Raw genomic sequence first — 18268 nt, 5'->3', positions numbered from 1 at the left:
GGTCAGTGAGCGATTGTAGGAAATTGTCCGAAGCAGCGTAGTACGTGTCCTCGCTGGCATTTCCTCGCTGTGCTATCGTTGCGGCATCATTTCGCTACGGTCAAAGAGTATCCCTGCATGAAGGTGGCTGTCAGGACGACAGAGCGCGTCGTTGGCTGTAAGAAAGCGCTGCTTGCCATCCTTCTTTGTCTGCTGGCCAGCGTCGCTTTCGCTCAATCGCAAGCCCCGGTGGGCATGGCGGACCAACGCGCCAAAGCGGTTACCCAAGTGGTCCTCGGCATCCTCAGCTATGCCCGCTGGCCCGTTGAACCTATGCTGCTGCGCTTGTGCCTGGTCGGCCCTACCGAATACACCGATGACCTGGTCAAGGGTACGACCCAGGCGACGGGTCGACCTGTCGCGGTGCAACGCTTGTTGGCCGACAACCCTTCGATTGTCAGTGACTGCGATGCGGTTTATATCGGCAAGCTGACCGGCGTAGAGCGCAGCCGATTGTTCGCCGCGTTGATCGGGCATCCGGTGTTGAGCATCAGTGAGAACGATGAGCAATGCACCGTCGGCAGCCTGTTTTGCTTGCGGGTCGGCGACGAGCAAGTGTCGTTCGAGGTCAATCTCGACTCTGTCGCCCGCAGCGGCGTACGCATTCATCCGAGTGTGTTGCAACTCTCGCGCCGCAAGCCGGCGGCGCCATGAAACTACTGAAACCGGGCAGCCGCCCGACTTTGCATTCGGTCATCGGTCGCGGCAATTTGCTCGTTGCGCTGGTGGGCGTCGCCATGGCCAGTGTTTCACTGACGTTGCTCGGCGTGCTGGCCTTGCGCGTGTACGCCGATCACAACCTGCACCTGATTGCGCGCTCGATCAGCTACACCGTGGAAGCCGCGGTGGTGTTCAACGACAAACCCGCCACCACCGAAGCGCTGGCGTTGATTGCCACCACCGAAGAGGTGGCCGACGCTCAGGTGTTCGATCAACAAGGCCAGTTGCTGGCTCGCTGGCAACGACCGGAAACCGGTTGGGTGTCCGATCTCGAATTGCACATCGCCAAAGCGTTTCTGGAAGACCCCATGAGCATGCCGATCCTCCATCAAGGGCGGGAAGTCGGCAGCATCAGGCTCACCGGTCATGGCGCCAACCTGATGCGCTTTTTGCTCAGCGGTCTGGTGGGCATCCTGGTGTGCACGGCCATCAGCGCCTGGGTTGCGCTCTTCTTGGCGCGCCGACAACTTCGCGGGATCATCAAGCCCCTGCGCAACCTGGCCGCCGTCGCCCACGCCGCGCGCAGTGAACGCGCCTTCGACAAGCGTGTGCCGCCCGCCGACATTGCCGAACTCGATAATTTCGGTATCGACTTCAATGCCCTGCTCGATGAACTCGAAGCCTGGCAGTCGCACCTGCAAAGCGAAAACGAATCCCTGGCTCACCAGGCCAGCCACGACAGCCTCACCGGGTTGCCCAATCGGGCGTTTTTCGAAGGTCGCCTGACGCGCGCGTTGCGCAACGCCAACAAGCTCGGCGAGCGCGTGGCGGTGCTGTTTCTCGACAGCGATCGCTTCAAGGAGATCAACGACAGTTTCGGCCATGCGGCGGGTGATGCGGTGTTGGTCGCCGTGGCCAATCGGGTTCGGGCGCAACTGCGGGAAGGAGATCTGGTGGCGCGCTTGGGTGGCGATGAATTTGCCGTGTTGCTGACGCCACTGCACAAGACCGAAGACGCCGAACGGATTGCCGACAAGATTCTGTCCAGCATGGACATGCCGATTCCATTGCCGGGCAGTACCCAGGTACTGACCTCACTCAGTATCGGCGTCGCGGTGTACCCGGATCATGGTGCAACGCCGGGTGCCCTGCTCAACGCCGCCGATGGCGCGATGTACCAGGCCAAGCGCCTGTCCCGAGGCGCACAGTACACGGCAGGGTCGGAGCACCCTGCCGCCGATGTTCAAGACAGGAGCTGACTTACGTGTTCACATTCAACCCGCGTTCCCTGCGTTTTTTCACCATGACCCTGCTCGTGGCCTTGCTGAGCCTGGCCGGTTGCCAGACCACCCCGCCAAAAGGCCTGACCCCGGCGCAAATCGCCGTGCTGAAACAGCAGGGGTTCGAGCTGACCGACGATGGCTGGGCCTTCGGTTTGTCCGGCAAGGTGTTGTTCGGCAGCGACGATGACAGCCTGAACAAACAGAGCACCGAGATCGTCGAGCGCATCGGCAAGGCACTGCTCGGAGTGGGGATTGAGCGAGTGCGGGTCGATGGCCACACCGACGCATCGGGCAAAGAGGCTTACAACGAGCAACTGTCCGTGCGTCGGGCGAAAAGCGTTGCCAGGGTGCTCAACACCGTCGGCATGAAACAGGAAAACATCCAGCTGCGTGGCCTGGGCAGCAGCGTGCCGGTGGCCAGCAACAGCACATCCAGTGGCCGCACCGAAAATCGCCGGGTGGCGATTGTGGTCAGCTCCGACTAATCGGCAAACAATATCTCCCGGCTTTCGCCCATCAACAGGCCCTGATTCTGCTCAGTCACCTGGCGGATGTAATCCCACAACAGGGTGATCCGCTTGAGCTTCCTCAGGTCCTCCCGGCAGTACATCCAGAACTGCCGGGTGATATTGATTTCCTGTGGCAACACCGGCAGCAGGCGCGGGTCCTGGGTGGCGAGGAAGCACGGCAGGATCGCCAGTGAGCGTCCTTGCTGCGCGGCCACGAACTGCGCAATAACGCTGGTGCTGCGCAGGTTGGCACTGGCCCCGGGCAATACGTTGGCCAGGTACAGCAGCTCCGAGCTGAACGCCAGGTCGTCGACGTAACTGATAAACGAATGTTTCGCCAAGTCTGCCGGGCGGCGGATGGCCGGGTGGTTGTCGAGATAATCCTGGGTCGCGTACAGCTGCAATCGGTAGTCGCACAGTTTGCAGCAGACGTACGGGCCATGCTCCGGCCGCTCCAGGGCGATGACGATGTCGGCCTCGCGCTTGGACAGGCTGATGAAGTGCGGCAGCGGCAGGATATCCACCGAGATCGCCGGATAGGTGTCGACGAAGTGGCTCAGCTGTGGCGTGATGAAAAAGCTGCCGAAGCCTTCGGTACAGCCCATGCGCACATGACCGGACAGTGCCACGCCGGAACCGGAAACCTGCTCGCACGCCATGTGCAGGGTGCTCTCGATCGACTCGGCATACCCCATCAACCGCTGGCCCTCGGCGGTCAGAACGAAGCCGCTGGTCCGGGATTTTTCGAACAGCAAAGTGCCCAATGCGGTTTCCAGGGAGCTGATGCGCCGCGACACGGTGGTGTAGTCCACCGCCAGGCGCTTGGCCGCGGTGCTGGCTTTGCGGGTGCGGGAGACTTCTAGGAAAAACTTGAGGTCATCCCAGTTCAGCGAACCGAGGGAGGTGATGTTTTTTTGCATGTTGGACCGGTTTTAATGTGCGTTCTTATTAGATGTTTGCACATCTATACTCCAAAAACAGTCCGACAACCAATTCGCGACACATAGCTCATCTCAGGGCGACTATCTCTCCCTGGCTCCCAAGATAAAAACAAGCATCCGGAGACCCACATGAACGTATCACTCACGCCCAACGAAACCACCGTGCAGAAGGTCAAGCTGTTGATTGACGGCGAGTGGGTCGAATCCAAGACCACCGAGTGGCACGACATCATCAACCCGGCGACCCAACAGGTGCTGGCCAAGGTGCCGTTTGCCACCGCCGAAGAAGTCGACGCGGCCATCAGCGCCGCTCATCGCGCCTTCCAGACCTGGAAGCTGACACCCATCGGCGCGCGGATGCGCATCATGCTCAAGCTCCAGGCGCTGATTCGCGAACACTCCAAGCGCATCGCCGCGGTCCTGAGCGCAGAGCAGGGCAAGACCATTGCCGACGCCGAAGGCGATATTTTCCGTGGCCTGGAAGTGGTCGAGCACGCCTGCTCCATCGGCAGCCTGCAAATGGGCGAATTCGCTGAAAACGTCGCCGGTGGCGTCGACACCTACACCCTGCGCCAGCCGATCGGCGTGTGCGCGGGCATTACCCCGTTCAACTTCCCGGCGATGATCCCGCTGTGGATGTTCCCGATGGCCATCGCCTGCGGCAACACCTTTGTGCTCAAACCGTCCGAACAGGACCCGATGTCGACCATGCTCCTGGTGGAACTGGCGATTGAGGCCGGCATTCCGGCCGGCGTGCTCAACGTCGTGCATGGTGGCAAGGACGTGGTGGACGGGCTCTGCACCCACAAAGACATCAAGGCGGTTTCCTTTGTCGGTTCAACCGCCGTCGGCACTCATGTCTATGACCTGGCCGGTAAACACGGCAAGCGCGTGCAATCGATGATGGGCGCCAAGAACCACGCCGTGGTGCTGCCGGACGCCAATCGCGAGCAAGCGCTGAATGCGTTGGTGGGTGCCGGGTTTGGCGCTGCCGGTCAACGCTGCATGGCCACCTCGGTGGTGGTGCTGGTGGGCGCGGCCAAGCAGTGGCTGCCGGATCTCAAGGCGCTGGCGCAGAAGCTCAAGGTCAATGCCGGCAGCGAGCCGGGCACCGACGTCGGCCCGGTGATCTCAAAAAAGGCCAAGGCACGGATTCTCGACCTGATCGAGAGCGGCATCAAGGAAGGCGCGAAACTGGAGCTGGACGGTCGCGAGATTTCGGTTCCCGGTTACGAGAAGGGCAACTTTGTCGGCCCGACCCTGTTCTCCGGCGTGACCACCGACATGCAGATCTACACCCAGGAAATCTTCGGCCCGGTGCTGGTGGTGCTGGAGGTCAATACGCTCGACGAGGCCATCGCCCTGGTCAACGCCAACCCGTTCGGCAACGGCACGGGCCTGTTCACCCAGAGCGGCGCGGCGGCACGTAAATTCCAGAACGAAATCGACGTCGGCCAGGTCGGCATCAACATCCCGATTCCGGTGCCGGTCCCGTTCTTCAGCTTCACCGGTTCGCGCGGTTCCAAGCTCGGCGACCTCGGCCCGTACGGCAAGCAAGTGGTGCAGTTCTACACTCAGACCAAGACCGTCACCAGTCGCTGGTTCGATGACAACAGCGTCAACGACGGTGTGAACACCACCATCAACCTGCGATAAGGAGCCGGACATGAAAATCGCTTTTATCGGCCTGGGCAATATGGGCGCGCCGATGGCGCGCAACCTGATCAAGGCCGGCCATGCACTGCGCCTGGTGGACCTGAACAAAGCCGTGCTGGCGGAACTGGAACAGCTGGGCGGCAGTATCAGCGCATCGGCCCGTGAAGCGGCAGAAGGTGCCGAACTGGTCATCACCATGCTGCCTGCCGCGGTGCATGTACGCAGCGTGTGGCTGGGTGAAGACGGCGTGCTCGCCGGTATCGGTAAAGGTGTACCGGCCGTGGATTGCAGCACCATCGATCCGCAGACCGCACGGGACGTGGCCGCCGCCGCTGCCAAACAGGGCGTGGCCATGGCCGATGCGCCGGTCTCTGGCGGTACCGGTGGTGCCGCTGCCGGGACCCTGACCTTCATGGTCGGCGCCACGCCTGAACTGTTCGCCACCTTGCAGCCGGTACTGGCGCAGATGGGCCGCAACATCGTCCATTGTGGTGAGGTCGGCACCGGGCAAATCGCTAAAATCTGCAACAACCTGCTGCTGGGGATTTCCATGGTCGGCGTCAGCGAAGCCATGGCGCTGGGCGACGCGCTGGGCATCGACACCAAGGTGCTGGCGGGCATCATCAACAGCTCTACCGGGCGTTGCTGGAGTTCGGAGATGTACAACCCATGGCCGGGCATCGTTGAAACGGCGCCGGCTTCGCGCGGTTACACTGGTGGTTTCGGTGCCGAACTGATGCTCAAGGATCTGGGGCTGGCGACCGAAGCGGCGCGTCAGGCGCACCAGCCGGTGGTACTCGGCGCGGTGGCCCAGCAGTTGTATCAGGCGATGAGTCTGCGTGGGGACGGTGGTCAGGACTTTTCGGCGATCATCAACGGCTATCGCAAACCGCAATAGCAAGGCTGTGGCAAAAAACTGTGGGAGCTTGCTCGCGATGAGGTCGTTACAGTCGATATTGATGGTGACTGACCCACCGCTATCGCGAGCAAGCTCGCTCCCACAGGGTACGGCGCTTACCTGAAGACTTTTGACCGGGAGATCACGTCGGGTGATCCCCCGGTTTTTTTGCATCAGGCAAACACGAAATATTTGCGCACGGTTTCCACCACTTCCCAGGTGCCTTTCATCCCCGGCTCAATGACGAAAATGTCACCGGCGCGCAGGTGGATCGGCGCCATGCCTTCCGGGGTGATGATGCAGTAGCCTTCCTGGAAATGGCAGTACTCCCACTTCACGTATTCCACGTACCACTTGCCCGGCGTGCAGATCCAGGTGCCCATGATCTTGCTGCCGTCTTCACTGGTGTAGGCGTTGAGGTTGACGGTGTGCGGGTCGCCTTCGAGCTTTTCCCATTTGCAGGCGTCGAGCACGGGCAGCGGGTGGGTGTCGCGAAGAACGGTAATCGGTGCGGTCATGATGACTCCGGGCAGTGGGCTCAAGAACTGAAGTCGCACCCTATAGCGCCTGTCCGTGGGTCAGTTGTCTGTGCTCGACACTGAGCTGTCCAGAAACGCACAGCCCTCAGAGATGGGTCAATGGGCAGTCGAGCCTGGATTGTTCGAGACTGTTCTCGAACTCGACCAATTGCGAGTGCTGTTGCGACAGCGCTGCTATCCGTGCGCCGATTTCCTGTTTTTTTTGGGCGATGACCTGATGTGCCTGTTCCCAAGGCAGCTGCGGGCCCGGATGTCCGGCGAAGATTGATTGCAATTCCTTGAGCCTGAAACCCAGCTGCTGGGCACATTTGATGAACATCAGCAGATCGACGCTGTGCTGGTCATAGATGCGGTACTTGCCCTGACGTCGAGCGGCAGGCAGCAGGCCAATCGACTCGTAGTGACGGATGCTTTTGACAGTGGTTCCGGAACGTTGCGCGGCTTGGCCGATGTACATGGGAAGTTCCTTTTCTCCGAGGATAAAGCTCGGTGCATTATCGACCGACTCAAGCGCTGGCGATAGCTTCGGCCTGGCGTAACCAGGCCGCATGCCGGTCTGCGCTGGCGCCGAGAATTGGCCCGAAGGTGAGGGTGCGGGTTGGCTTGATGCCACAGAATTCCAGTGTGGTTTTACGGACCTGATGCAAACCGGGCATGCGGTAGATCCATCGGTAATACCAGGGTGGTGTGTCCATGGTCACCAGCAGGTGGGCGGTTCGGCCGCGCAGGAGTTTATCGGGGAAGGCTTTGCCCAGACGATACTTGAAGGCAAAACCCGGCAAGAACACCCGGTCGAAAAAGCCCTTGAGCAAGGCCGGTACGCCGCCCCACCAGATCGGATAAACCAGCGTCAACTGTTCGGCCCACAGAATGTCGGCCTGGGCGTTACGCAAGTCGGCCTCCAGCGGCTGGACCTGCTGATAGCCTTCGCGCAGCACCGGGTCAAAATCCAGGGTGCCAAGAAACAACTGACGCACCTCATGCCCGGCGCGCACGGCCGACAGTGTGTAACGCTCGGCAAGGGCGGCGCAGAAGCTGTTGCTGGACGGATGCCCGAGGATCACCAGTATTCGTTTACCCATCATCGCAGTCCTTGAAGATGAAACCTCAAGGATAAAGTCTGCCCCTCAGGGCAGAGTCAAGGCGTGCAGCAGGGCCTTGGCATAGCCGGGTAATGCGGCAAAGTCCCGGGCACAGAGCAATAGTTTGCGTTGGCCCCAGGGTTCTTGCAGGGCGAGGCTTTTGAAAGGCAGTCCACCGGACCCGCGTTCGACGGCGGCCAGCGGTACGATTGCCAGTCCCGCCCCGCGGGCGACCATGCGCATCACGCCATCGAAACCGTCGGCGCGGATGCGAACCTGCATGCGCAGGCCGGTGTGAAGTGCCTGTTCTTCCAGGTACACCGCCAACGCGCTGTTGGCATTCAGGCCGACATAGTCGTGATGCAGCGTGTCGGTGAAGCTCACTGAAGTCGCCTGTGCCAAGGAGTGTTCACGGGGCATGATCAGCACCAGCGGATCATCGCGGAACGCTTGGGTCTGCAGGTCATCGGTGTCCACCGCGTCGGACACGATGCCCAGGTCCGCTGCGCCCTGGCGCAAGGCGTGGGTGATACGGGCGCTGGGCAGTTCCTGCAGGTCGATGTCGAGGTTGGGATGGCTGTGCAGGAAGTCCGCGAGCAACTCCGGCAGGTACTCGGTGATTGCCGTGGTGTTGCACAGCAGCCGCACCTGGCCTTTGACGCCTTGGGCGTATTCGGCCAGTTCCTGTTGCAGGCGTTCGGCCTGTTGCAGCAGGACCCGCGCGTGTCGGGCCAGGGCATTGCCGGCCGGCGTCGGGCTGACCCCGCGACGATTGCGCTGAAGAAATTCGACGCCCAGCGACGACTCCATCGCTCGGATGCGTGCGCTGGCCGCCGCCAGGGACAAATGACTGCGTGCCGCGCCGGCGGTGATGTTGCCGGAGTCGAGGATGTTCAGGTACAGGCGCAGGTCGGTCAGGTCGAAGTGCATTGTCATCCCCGGTTTATTTGCTGTCTGGACTGGCCCCTTCGCGGGCAAGCCCGCTCCCACAGGTAACGCGATCCACTGTGGGAGCGGGCTTGCTCGCGAAGGGGCCAGTAGCCCTAACCATCCATTAAGCCTCTTGTCTTGCAAGAGGCTGTCTCAGTATATGGCAGATTTTCAATCAACCCCCGCGGGCCCACCATAGCCCCATGAACACACTCTCGGCGTTTTACCAGAACCTCGGATTGGCCCTTTCCCTGCTGGTGATCGGCACCTTTGTGCTGGCCGGCATGATCAAGGGCGTGATCGGACTCGGCCTGCCAACTGTTGCCATGGGCCTGCTCGGTCTGGCTATGGCGCCGACGCAGGCAGCCGCGCTATTGATCATTCCGGCAACGCTTACCAACCTCTGGCAACTGGCCTTCGGCGGGCATCTGTCGGGGCTAATCAAACGACTGTGGCCGATGATGCTGGCGATTTTCATCGGCACCGGGGCAGGCACGCTGTGGATCGGCATGAGCGGTGGCCATTGGGTGGTGCGGGGGTTGGGCGCTGCGTTGTTGCTGTATGCGCTGAGCGGATTGTGCCTGCCGACCTTGCGCGTGGGGCGGTGCAGCGAACGCTGGCTCGCTCCGCTGTGTGGCGTGCTGACTGGTGTCATCACTTCGGCCACCGGCGTGTTCGTGATTCCGGCGGTGCCTTATCTGCAAGCACTGGGCTTGAGCAAGGACGAGCTGGTGCAGGCGCTGGGCCTGTCGTTCACCGTCTCGACCCTGGCCCTGGCCGGTGGATTGCTATGGCGTGGCGCGCTCGGCGGGGGCGAGTTGAGCGCGTCGCTGCTGGCGCTGATCCCGGCCATGCTCGGCATGTGGCTGGGGCAATCGCTGCGCCAGCGGATCAGCGCCCTGTGGTTCAAGCGCGTGTTTTTCGTTGGCCTGGGTGTGCTCGGCGGCCATTTGCTGATCAGCGGCTAGCGGACGACGGGCTGATCATCTCGATGGCGCGGATCTCAAAGTCCCGTTCCAGGTATTCATCGCGCTGCTCGAGGAACTGCTTCATGTGCGGCAGGTTCGAGTGCACGTCCAGATGGGCCTGGGACTGCCAGATCTCGTAGAAAATGAACAGGGTCGGGTCCTGCTTGTCGCGCAACATGTGGTATTCGATGCAACCGGGTTCGGCTCGGCTCGCTTGCACGTAGCCGCTGAAAAAGGCTTCGAATGCCTCGGATTTTTCCGGACGGGTCTTGGCGTGCAGGATGAAGCCCTGGATTTCACTCATCTACATCTCTCCTCAGATCAGAATGGGCGCCAGTCTAAGGCAACAATCGACTGTGGATTTGTGCTTGTAGGTCAAATGAGTTTTACCAAATCGACGCTTATTCCGCGCGAGGCCGACCGGTACTCTGCCGCCATCGAATTCCCGACCCTTCCCGAGACCTCCCATGAAAAAAGTCCTGTTGCTCAACGGCGGCAAACAATTTGCGCACTCCGACGGCCGCTACAACACCACCCTGCATGAAGCCGCGTTGAGCGTGCTGGATCGCGGTGGTGTGGATATCAAAACCACCTTCATCGACGAGGGCTACGACGTCGCCGAAGAAGTGGCCAAGTTCCTCTGGGCCGACGTGATCATCTACCAGATGCCCGGTTGGTGGATGGGTGCACCGTGGACCGTGAAAAAGTACATCGATGAAGTCTTCACCGAGGGCCATGGCAGCCTCTATGCCAGCGACGGTCGCACCCGTTCGGACGCGTCGCAGAAGTACGGCAGCGGCGGCCTGATTCACGGCAAGCAGTATATGTTGTCGCTGACCTGGAACGCCCCGCAGCAAGCCTTCGACGACCCGACCGACTTCTTTGAGGCCAAAGGCGTGGACGCGGTGTACTTCCCGTTCCACAAGGCCAACGAGTTCCTGGGCATGACCGGTTTGCCGACGTTCCTCTGCGTGGACGTGATGAAGCGCCCGAACATCGAAGCTGATGTGGCGCGTTATGAGCAGCATTTGGCTGAGGTGTTTGGCCTCAAGGCATGACGCTCGGCTACTATCCGATGCAACGGCCAGGAAGATCGCAGCGCCGATTCGCAAACGAGGACACACGTGAAAGCCAGATCCGATGAATTGCAGATATTCGTCTGCGTGATTGAATGCGGGTCGATTTCTGCGGCGGCCGAGCAGGTCGGGCAGACGCCTTCGGCGGTCAGCCGTACGCTGTCGCGGCTGGAGGCCAAGCTCGATACCACCTTGATCAATCGCACCACGCGGCGCATGGACCTGACCGAAGAGGGCAAGTACTTCTTCGAGCACGCCAAGCGCATTCTCGATCAGATGGACGAGCTCGAAGAGCGCCTGTCCTCACGCCAGCAAACACCGTCCGGGCGTCTGCGGATCAACGCGGCATCGCCTTTCATGCTGCACGCCATCGTGCCCTACATCGATGAATTCCGCAGGCTCTACCCCGACATCCAGCTCGAACTCAACAGCAATGATTTGATCATCGACCTGCTGGAACAGAGCACCGACATCGCCATCCGCATCGGCACCCTGACCGACTCGACGCTGCATGCCCGCTCCCTGGGTTGCAGCCCGCTGCACATCGTCGCCAGCCCGGCGTACCTGGAAAAGCACGGCGTACCGCAAGCCGTGGCTGACCTGGCCAACCATACGCTGCTGGGGTTCACCCAGAACGAAGGCCTCAACCAATGGCCGCTGCGTTATGTGCATGGTGATCGCTGGCCGATCCAGGCGTCGATCAGCGCCTCCAGCGGCGAGACCATCCGCCATCTGGCACTGGACGGCCAGGGCATCGCCAGCCTGTCGCATTTCATGACCATCGAGGACATTCGTGCCGGACGCTTGAAAGTGTTGCTGGCCGAATTCAACAGCGGCTACCGCCAGCCGATCAATGCGGTGTACTACCGCAACTCGCAGCTGGCCTTGCGGATTCAATGCTTCCTGGACTTTATCCAGGGCAAGTTGGCGGATTATGCGAGCGCGGATTTCAAAGGCTGATTCGTGACCTCTGGGCAAAAGTGAATTGGGCCGGCGGGGATTTTTCGTCAGTCATCGCTACCGGATACTCCTTGCATCACTTATCCACGCAGGGAGTTTCTCCATGAACGTATTCGTTACCGGCGCTGCCGGATTTATCGGCGGTTCCATCGCCACGGGCCTGGTCCAGGCCGGCCACAACGTCACCGGTCTGGTGCGCAGCGCCGAACAGGCCGATGAACTGCATGCTCTGGGCATCACCCCGGTGATCGGCACCCTCGACGACTCCGCCCTGTTGGCCGATCAGGCGCTGGCTGCCGACGCTGTGATCAACGCCGCCAGCAGCGATCATCGTGGCGCGGTGGAAGCCTTGCTCGATGCCTTGCGCGGCTCTGGCAAGGTGTTCCTGCACACCAGCGGTTCGAGCATTGTCGGTGATGCCTCGGGCGGTCAATCCAGCGATGTCATCTACTTCGAAGACAATCTGCCTGAACCGACCGTCGACAAGGCGGCGCGCGTGGCCATCGATAACCTGATCCTGGCGGCGGCCATGGACGGGGTGAACTCGGCAGTGATCTGCAACACCTTGATCTACGGCCACAGCCTGGGCGTCCATCGCGACAGCGTGCAGCTGCCGCGCCTGCTCAAACAGGCGCGCAAAAGCGGCGTGGTGCGCCATGTCGGCACGGGCCGGAACATCTGGTCCAACGTGCACATCGAGGACGTGGTTGCGCTGTACCTGCTGGCGCTGACTAAAAATGTACCGGGCACCTTCTACTTCGTTGAAAGCGGTGAAGCGTCGTTCATCGACATGACCACCGCCATGGCCCGGGCGCTGAACCTGGGCGAGCCGCAAGACTGGCTGCTCAAGGATGCCGAAGCCGAGTGGGGCTACGAAATGGCCAACTATGGTTTGGGTTCCAACAGCCGGGTTCGCGGCAAGCATGCGCGGGAACTGTTGGGGTGGGTGCCGAAGCGCGCTTCGGTGGTTGAGTGGATTCGCGACGAGATGGTGTGAGTTCGCTTTAGACCGCGTCATCGTTCTTCGCGGGCAAGCCCGCTCCCACATTCGATCGCATTCCTTCTGACGGAGCGCGATCAATTGTGGGAGCGGGCTTGCTCGCGAAGCTTTTTCAGCAGCCCATTAACTGGTCGGGCTGTCCTCGATTCCGTAACATCCGCACACTCTTTTTCGTCTCCCCCTGTGTGCGGTCCCCCCCATGAAAGCAAAACGTCTACGCGCCGATGTCCTGGCCGGACTTACCACGTCCTTCGCCCTGTTGCCCGAGTGCATCGCTTTCGCCCTGGTGGCCCACCTCAATCCGCTGATGGGGCTCTATGGCGCATTCATCATCTGCACCCTGACCGCGCTGTTCGGCGGGCGACCGGGCATGGTGTCCGGCGCGGCCGGCTCGATGGCCGTGGTGATCGTCGCGCTGGTGGTGCAACACGGCGTGCAGTACTTGCTGGCGACGGTGTTGCTGGGCGGGTTGATCATGATGGCGTTCGGGCTGCTCAAGCTCGGCAAACTGGTGCGTATGGTGCCGCACCCGGTGATGCTCGGCTTCGTCAACGGCCTGGCGATCATCATTGCCCTGGCGCAAATGGAGCACTTCAAGAACGGTGAGGCCTGGTTGAGCGGTACGCCGCTGTACATGATGCTTGGCCTGGTCGCGGTGACCATGGCCATTGTCTACGTGCTGCCGCGCCTGACCCGCACGGTGCCACCGGCGCTGGTGGCGATTCTCGGCGTGGGCCTGGCGGTGTATCTGCTGGGCTTGCCGACCCGCACCCTGGGCGACATGGCGCACATTGCCGGTGGCTTGCCGACGCTGGCGCTGCCGGACATTGCGTGGAATCTGGACACCCTGCGCATCATCGCGCCCTACGCGATCCTGATGGCGCTGGTCGGGTTGCTGGAAACCCTGTTGACCCTCAACCTCACCGACGAAATCACCGAGAGCCGTGGCTACCCGGATCGCGAGTGCGTGGCGCTGGGGGCGGCGAATGTGGTGTCCGGTGCATTCGGCGGCATGGGCGGTTGCGCCATGATTGGCCAGACCGTGATCAACCTCAGTTCCGGCGGCCGCGGGCGCTTGTCCGGGGTGGTGGCCGGAGTGTCGGTCCTGCTGTTCATCCTGTTTCTGTCGCCGCTGATCGAGCGCATTCCATTGGCCGCGCTGGTCGGGGTGATGTTCGTGGTGTCGCAACAGACCTTCGCCTGGGCCTCGTTGCGGGTGCTGAACAAGGTGCCGTTGAACGACGTGCTGGTGATCATCGCGGTAACGGTGATTACCGTGTTCACCGACCTGGCCACCGCGGTGCTTTGCGGCATCATCATTGCGGCGCTGAACTTTGCCTGGCAGCAGGCCCGGCAGCTGTATGCCGACAGTCACCTGGAGAACGACGGCAGCAAGCTGTACCGGGTGCATGGCACGCTGTTCTTCGCCTCGACCACTCCCTTTCTCAATCAGTTCGATCCGGCCAACGACCCGGCGCAAGTGACCCTGGATTGCCGTCACCTGAGTTTTGTCGACTACTCGGCCATCGCCGCGCTGGGCACCTTGCGCGAGCGCTACGCCAAGGCCGGCAAGCACCTGCGGGTGCTGCACTTGTCCGAGCGTTGCAGGAAATTGCTCAAGCGTGCCCGGATGCAGCACGACTGAGGTCAGTCATTCGATCTTTCCCACGCTGAGCGGGGAAAGATCGGTCTGTCGGCGATGAAAATTCACACAGCCGACTTTCATAATTCGCGACACGCCATGCCTCTGCACGACACCCCTTACCTCTGCACGAAAATTACTTTCACCTCGTTTGAAAATCACCTGTCGAAATGTTTTAAGAGTTTCACAAATATTTCGACGTGACCCTCTCGAGGAGTACCGCATGACCCTGTCCTTCGGCTATTGGCTGCTGGTGTATGCCGCCATCGCCATCATTGCACTGATCGTTCTGATCGCCCGTTACCGGCTCAACCCGTTCATTGTCATCACCCTGATTTCCATCGGCCTGGCGCTGGTGGCGGGCATGCCGCCGTCCGGTGTGGTGGGGGCGTACGAGGCCGGTGTCGGCAAAACCCTGGGGCACATCGCACTGGTGGTGGCGCTGGGCACCATGCTCGGCAAGATGATGGCCGAGTCCGGCGGCGCCGAGCAGGTGGCGCGGACCTTGATCGACCGCTTTGGCGAGAAGAACGCGCATTGGGCGATGGTGACCATCGCTTTTCTGGTGGGGCTGCCGCTATTCTTCGAAGTCGGTTTCGTCTTGCTGGTGCCGATTGCCTTTACCGTGGCGCGGCGGGTGGGCGTGTCGATCCTGATGGTCGGCTTGCCGATGGTCGCCGGGCTCTCGGTGGTGCATGCGCTGGTACCACCGCACCCGGCGGCGATGCTGGCGGTGCAGGTGTATCAGGCGTCGGTGGGGCAGACGTTGATGTATGCGATCCTGATCGGCATTCCGACCGCGATCATTGCCGGTCCCCTATACGCCAAGTTCATCGTGCCGCGCATTCAATTGCCGGCGGAAAACCCGCTGGAACGCCAGTTCCTCGAGCGTGAGCCCCGCGACAGCCTGCCTGGGTTTGGCATCACCATGGCGACCATCCTGTTGCCGGTGGTGCTGATGCTGATCGGTGGCTGGGCCAACCTGATTTCCACACCGGGCAGTGGTTTCAACCAGTTCCTGCTGTTCATCGGCAACTCGGTGATCGCGCTGTTGCTGGCCACATTGCTGAGCTTCTGGACCCTCGGCCTGGCCCAGGGCTTCAACCGCGAGTCGATCCTCAAGTTCACCAACGAATGCCTGGCGCCGACCGCCAGCATCACCCTGCTGGTGGGCGCCGGTGGTGGCCTGAACCGGATTCTGGTGGACGCCGGCGTCACCGACCAGATCGTTGGCCTGGCCCACGAGTTCCATTTGTCGCCGCTGTTGATGGGCTGGTTGTTCGCCGCGCTGATGCGCATCGCCACCGGTTCTGCCACTGTGGCCATGACCACCGCTTCAGGCGTGGTCGCGCCAGTGGCCATTGGTCTGGGTTATCCCCATCCGGAGTTGCTGGTGCTGGCGACGGGCGCCGGGTCGGTTATCTTTTCCCACGTCAACGACGGCGGTTTCTGGTTGATCAAGGAATACTTCAACATGACAGTGACCCAGACCTTCAAGACCTGGACCGTGCTCGAGACGTTGATCTCGGTCGTTGCCTTCGGCCTGACCGTTGGCCTTTCTTACCTGATTTAGCCGGAGCCGTTTGCATGGACATCCTCTACCAGATCCGCGCCCGTCAGGACTCCTTCAGTGCCGGTGAAGGACGCATCGCCCGCCTGATGCTCGACGACGTAGGATTTGCCGCCTCCGCCAGCCTCGATGAACTGGCGCTGCGGGCGGAGGTCAGCAGCGCCACGCTGTCGCGGTTCGCCCGCACGGTCGGCTGTAAGGACCTGCGTGACCTGCGCTTGCAGCTGGCCCAGGCCAGTGGCGTCGGCAGCCGGTTTCTCGACCCGGCGGGCACGCCCGAGCAGTCGGCGTTCTACGGGCAGATCGTGGGCGACATCGAGTCGACCTTACGCCAGCACCTGGCCGCTTTCGATGAGTCGCGTTTCGCCGATGCGGTGAAACTGCTGGGAAAGGCGCGGATGATTCATGCTTTCGGCATGGGCGGCTGTTCGACCCTGTGCAGCGATGAACTGCAAGTGCGCCTGGTACGCCTGGGCTATCCGATCACGGCGTGCCACGATGCGGTGATGATGCGCGTCACCGCCGCCAGCCTCAGCGCCGAACAGGTGGTGATTGTCTGCTCGCTTACCGGGATCACCCCGGAACTGATTGAAACGGTGGAGCTGGCGCGCAACTACGGCGCGCGCATCCTGGCCATCACTCGCGGCGATTCGCCGCTGGCGCAACTGGCCGACATCGTCCTGCCGCTGCAAAGCGCCGAAACCTCGTTCATCTACAAACCCACGGCGGCGCGCTACGGCATGCTGCTGGCCATCGATGTGCTCGCCACCGAGCTGGCCTTGGCCAACCCTGAAGACAATCAAGAACGTCTGCGGCGGATCAAACTCGCCCTCGACGAATACCGCGGCGGCGATGATCACTTGCCGCTGGGAGACTGACATGCAGTACGACACGCTGATTCGCAACGCCCTGATCATCGACGGCAGCAACAGCCCCGGTTACCCCGCCGACGTGGCCATTCTCAACGGGCGCATCGAGCGTATCGGCGACTTGCGCGATGCCCGTGCCAACGAAGAAATCGACGCACAGGGCCATGTGCTGGCGCCGGGTTTCATTGACGTGCACACCCATGACGACACCGTGGTCATTCGCCAACCGCAGATGCTGCCCAAGCTCAGCCAGGGCGTGACAACGGTGATTGTCGGCAACTGTGGGATCAGTGCTTCACCGGTGAGTTTGCGCGGTGATCCACCGGACCCGATGAACCTGCTCGGCACGGCCGCTGCATTCGTTTATCCGACCTTCCGCGACTATCGCGCGGCGGTCGAAGCGGCGAACACCACGCTGAACGTTGCCGCGCTGGTCGGCCATACGGCGTTGCGCAGCAATCATCTGGACGACCTGTTCCGCACCGCCACGGCAGACGAAATCAGCGCGATGCGCGAGCAATTGCGCGAAAGCCTTAAGGCTGGCGCCTTGGGCCTGTCCACCGGCCTTGCCTATGCCAGCGCCTTCTCGGCATCCACCGATGAAGTGATGCAACTGACCGAAGAGTTGACCGCGTTCGGCGCGGTCTACACCACCCATTTACGCAGCGAATTCGAACCGGTGCTGGAGGCCATGGACGAGGCGTTCAAGATCGGTCGCCATGCGCAAAGCCCGGTGATCATTTCCCACCTCAAATGCGCCGGTGCCGGTAACTGGGGGCGTAGTCCGCAGCTGCTGGCGTCCCTGGAAGAAGCAGCGAAATCGCACCCCGTGGGTTGCGATTGCTATCCGTATGCCGCGAGCTCTTCGACCCTGGACCTCAAGCAAGTGACCGATGCCCATCGCATCACCATCACCTGGTCGACGCCGCACCCGGAGATGGGCGGCCGCGACCTGATGGACATCGCCGCCGAATGGAATCTGTCGTTGCTCGATGCCGCCCGCCAACTGCAACCGGCCGGAGCGGTGTACTACGGCATGGATGAGGCGGATGTCCGCAGAATCCTCGCGCATCCGCTGTCGATGGTCGGCTCCGACGGCTTGCCGGAAGACCCGTTCCCACACCCACGCCTGTGGGGCGCATTCCCCAGGGTGCTCGGACATTTCAGCCGTGACGTGGGACTGTTCCCGCTGCACACCGCCGTGCACAAGATGACCGGGCTGTCGGCGGCGCGTTTCGGTTTGAAGGGACGCGGTGAGATCCGCGAAGGCCATTGGGCCGACCTGGTGTTGTTCGATCCGGCGACCATCCGTGATGTCGCAGATTTCAACGACCCGCAACGGGCGGCGCAAGGCATCGAGGGCGTATGGATCAACGGTGTGTTGAGCTACCGCGATGGCCAGGCCAACGGGCGCAGGGAAGGGCGGTTCCTGGCCCGGGAAGGGGATTTGCGCACGGGTTTTCAGTGAGTTTCGAGGACTGCGTCACAGTGATGGCATTTTGAGATTAAAGAATGGCGTTTCCGCGCCGAAGGACTGACATCAAATCCGACTACCATTGTTGTTCAATCATGTAGGAGCGAGCCTGCTCGCGATGGAGTCAAAGGCGCCGCGTTTAGCCAGTCAAAACGCGTGATCGTTAACGTCC

At 61.6% G+C, this 18268-nt stretch carries 19 protein-coding genes; 13 read left to right on the top strand and 6 right to left on the bottom strand.

Annotated features, from left to right (window positions below; genetic code table 11):
- Positions 1–117 precede the first annotated feature (117 nt).
- From yfiR to yfiB, 3 genes are read left to right on the top strand one after another with little or no spacing between them, the layout of a single operon-like run.
- Complete coding sequence (yfiR, locus tag AC07W4_RS16500) at positions 118–693, top strand: regulatory sequestration protein YfiR (protein WP_495033126.1); 576 nt, start codon at positions 118–120, stop codon at positions 691–693.
- Positions 690–1958, top strand: coding sequence for a diguanylate cyclase DgcN/YfiN (gene dgcN, locus AC07W4_RS16495; protein WP_495033125.1), 1269 nt, complete (start codon positions 690–692; stop codon positions 1956–1958). The genes yfiR and dgcN overlap by 4 nt, the downstream gene beginning before the upstream one ends.
- A gap of 5 nt (positions 1959–1963) precedes the next feature.
- Entirely contained in the window at positions 1964–2467 is a 504-nt protein-coding gene (gene yfiB / locus AC07W4_RS16490; protein WP_495033124.1) for an outer membrane lipoprotein YfiB, read from the top strand.
- Here the strand turns inward: yfiB and AC07W4_RS16485 are convergent.
- Positions 2464–3411: a LysR family transcriptional regulator gene (locus AC07W4_RS16485; protein ID WP_495033123.1), complete on the bottom strand. Its 948-nt coding sequence runs from the start codon at positions 3409–3411 to the stop codon at positions 2464–2466. The genes yfiB and AC07W4_RS16485 overlap by 4 nt on opposite strands.
- Positions 3412–3561: 150 nt before the next feature.
- Between AC07W4_RS16485 and AC07W4_RS16480 the strand changes: the two genes are divergently transcribed.
- Complete coding sequence (locus AC07W4_RS16480) at positions 3562–5088, top strand: CoA-acylating methylmalonate-semialdehyde dehydrogenase (RefSeq protein ID WP_008047572.1); 1527 nt, start codon at positions 3562–3564, stop codon at positions 5086–5088.
- 10 nt (positions 5089–5098) lie between these two features.
- Positions 5099–5986: a 3-hydroxyisobutyrate dehydrogenase gene (gene mmsB / locus AC07W4_RS16475; RefSeq protein WP_495033122.1), complete on the top strand. Its 888-nt coding sequence runs from the start codon at positions 5099–5101 to the stop codon at positions 5984–5986.
- A 173-nt stretch (positions 5987–6159) separates the two neighbouring features.
- Here the strand turns inward: mmsB and AC07W4_RS16470 are convergent, their stop codons facing one another.
- The 4 genes from AC07W4_RS16470 to AC07W4_RS16455 form a co-directional block, all read right to left on the bottom strand.
- Positions 6160–6504, bottom strand: a complete 345-nt coding sequence (locus tag AC07W4_RS16470) for a cupin domain-containing protein (RefSeq protein ID WP_007900627.1) — start codon at positions 6502–6504, stop codon at positions 6160–6162.
- Between the two features lie 106 nt (positions 6505–6610).
- Positions 6611–6982, bottom strand: a complete 372-nt coding sequence (locus AC07W4_RS16465) for a MerR family transcriptional regulator (RefSeq protein ID WP_495033121.1) — start codon at positions 6980–6982, stop codon at positions 6611–6613.
- 49 nt (positions 6983–7031) lie between these two features.
- The gene (locus AC07W4_RS16460) at positions 7032–7610 is read right to left on the bottom strand and encodes an NAD(P)H-dependent oxidoreductase (protein ID WP_495033120.1); all 579 of its coding nucleotides are present in this window, start codon (positions 7608–7610) and stop codon (positions 7032–7034) included.
- A gap of 42 nt (positions 7611–7652) precedes the next feature.
- Complete coding sequence (locus tag AC07W4_RS16455; RefSeq protein WP_495033131.1) at positions 7653–8537, bottom strand: LysR family transcriptional regulator; 885 nt, start codon at positions 8535–8537, stop codon at positions 7653–7655.
- 203 nt (positions 8538–8740) lie between these two features.
- Between AC07W4_RS16455 and AC07W4_RS16450 the strand changes: the two genes are divergently transcribed.
- Positions 8741–9505 carry a sulfite exporter TauE/SafE family protein gene (locus tag AC07W4_RS16450; protein ID WP_495033119.1) on the top strand — a complete coding sequence of 255 codons (765 nt, stop codon included), beginning with the start codon at positions 8741–8743 and terminating at the stop codon, positions 9503–9505.
- On the opposite strand, the gene AC07W4_RS16445 is transcribed toward AC07W4_RS16450, so the two are convergent.
- A complete protein-coding gene (locus tag AC07W4_RS16445; RefSeq protein WP_495033118.1) occupies positions 9495–9809 on the bottom strand; it encodes a putative quinol monooxygenase in 315 nt (104 codons plus the stop codon). The two genes, AC07W4_RS16450 and AC07W4_RS16445, sit on opposite strands and share 11 nt — an antisense overlap.
- Positions 9810–9972: 163 nt before the next feature.
- On the opposite strand from AC07W4_RS16445, the gene mdaB reads away from it, so the two are divergent.
- From mdaB to AC07W4_RS16410, 7 genes are all read left to right on the top strand, one after another.
- Positions 9973–10563, top strand: a complete 591-nt coding sequence (mdaB, locus tag AC07W4_RS16440) for an NADPH:quinone oxidoreductase MdaB (RefSeq protein WP_495033117.1) — start codon at positions 9973–9975, stop codon at positions 10561–10563.
- Positions 10564–10629: 66 nt separating this feature from the next.
- Positions 10630–11541, top strand: a complete 912-nt coding sequence (locus AC07W4_RS16435) for a LysR family transcriptional regulator (protein ID WP_495033116.1) — start codon at positions 10630–10632, stop codon at positions 11539–11541.
- A gap of 103 nt (positions 11542–11644) precedes the next feature.
- Complete coding sequence (locus tag AC07W4_RS16430) at positions 11645–12538, top strand: NAD-dependent epimerase/dehydratase family protein (protein ID WP_495033115.1); 894 nt, start codon at positions 11645–11647, stop codon at positions 12536–12538.
- 202 nt (positions 12539–12740) lie between these two features.
- Positions 12741–14186, top strand: a complete 1446-nt coding sequence (locus tag AC07W4_RS16425) for a SulP family inorganic anion transporter (protein WP_495033114.1) — start codon at positions 12741–12743, stop codon at positions 14184–14186.
- Between the two features lie 220 nt (positions 14187–14406).
- The gene (locus tag AC07W4_RS16420; protein WP_008047545.1) at positions 14407–15756 is read left to right on the top strand and encodes a GntT/GntP/DsdX family permease; all 1350 of its coding nucleotides are present in this window, start codon (positions 14407–14409) and stop codon (positions 15754–15756) included.
- 14 nt (positions 15757–15770) lie between these two features.
- Entirely contained in the window at positions 15771–16631 is an 861-nt protein-coding gene (locus AC07W4_RS16415; protein ID WP_007973204.1) for a MurR/RpiR family transcriptional regulator, read from the top strand.
- A 1-nt stretch (position 16632) separates the two neighbouring features.
- On the top strand, positions 16633–18090 hold the full coding sequence (locus AC07W4_RS16410; protein ID WP_495033113.1) for an N-acyl-D-amino-acid deacylase family protein: 1458 nt from the start codon (positions 16633–16635) through the stop codon (positions 18088–18090).
- Positions 18091–18268: the final 178 nt, after the last annotated feature.

This window comes from Pseudomonas sp. GW821-FHT02A08 (genome assembly GCF_059422045.1).
The sequence above is the reverse complement of the archived record's forward strand: the minus strand, read 5'-3'. Positions and strand labels throughout refer to the sequence as shown.

Excerpts from the sequence above, each read along its gene's own strand:
- mmsB (WP_495033122.1), top strand. The coding sequence starts at position 5,099 with ATGAAAATCGCTTTTATCGGCCTGGGCAATATGGGCGCGCCGATGGCG.
- mdaB (WP_495033117.1), top strand. The coding sequence starts at position 9,973 with ATGAAAAAAGTCCTGTTGCTCAACGGCGGCAAACAATTTGCGCACTCC.
- AC07W4_RS16470 (WP_007900627.1), bottom strand. The coding sequence starts at position 6,504 with ATGACCGCACCGATTACCGTTCTTCGCGACACCCACCCGCTGCCCGTG.
- AC07W4_RS16465 (WP_495033121.1), bottom strand. The coding sequence starts at position 6,982 with ATGTACATCGGCCAAGCCGCGCAACGTTCCGGAACCACTGTCAAAAGC.
- AC07W4_RS16415 (WP_007973204.1), top strand. The coding sequence starts at position 15,771 with ATGGACATCCTCTACCAGATCCGCGCCCGTCAGGACTCCTTCAGTGCC.
- AC07W4_RS16455 (WP_495033131.1), bottom strand. The coding sequence starts at position 8,537 with ATGCACTTCGACCTGACCGACCTGCGCCTGTACCTGAACATCCTCGAC.
- AC07W4_RS16460 (WP_495033120.1), bottom strand. The coding sequence starts at position 7,610 with ATGATGGGTAAACGAATACTGGTGATCCTCGGGCATCCGTCCAGCAAC.
- AC07W4_RS16480 (WP_008047572.1), top strand. The coding sequence starts at position 3,562 with ATGAACGTATCACTCACGCCCAACGAAACCACCGTGCAGAAGGTCAAG.
- AC07W4_RS16430 (WP_495033115.1), top strand. The coding sequence starts at position 11,645 with ATGAACGTATTCGTTACCGGCGCTGCCGGATTTATCGGCGGTTCCATC.
- AC07W4_RS16410 (WP_495033113.1), top strand. The coding sequence starts at position 16,633 with ATGCAGTACGACACGCTGATTCGCAACGCCCTGATCATCGACGGCAGC.
- AC07W4_RS16425 (WP_495033114.1), top strand. The coding sequence starts at position 12,741 with ATGAAAGCAAAACGTCTACGCGCCGATGTCCTGGCCGGACTTACCACG.
- AC07W4_RS16450 (WP_495033119.1), top strand. The coding sequence starts at position 8,741 with ATGAACACACTCTCGGCGTTTTACCAGAACCTCGGATTGGCCCTTTCC.
- AC07W4_RS16420 (WP_008047545.1), top strand. The coding sequence starts at position 14,407 with ATGACCCTGTCCTTCGGCTATTGGCTGCTGGTGTATGCCGCCATCGCC.
- AC07W4_RS16445 (WP_495033118.1), bottom strand. The coding sequence starts at position 9,809 with ATGAGTGAAATCCAGGGCTTCATCCTGCACGCCAAGACCCGTCCGGAA.
- AC07W4_RS16485 (WP_495033123.1), bottom strand. The coding sequence starts at position 3,411 with ATGCAAAAAAACATCACCTCCCTCGGTTCGCTGAACTGGGATGACCTC.
- yfiR (WP_495033126.1), top strand. The coding sequence starts at position 118 with ATGAAGGTGGCTGTCAGGACGACAGAGCGCGTCGTTGGCTGTAAGAAA.
- dgcN (WP_495033125.1), top strand. The coding sequence starts at position 690 with ATGAAACTACTGAAACCGGGCAGCCGCCCGACTTTGCATTCGGTCATC.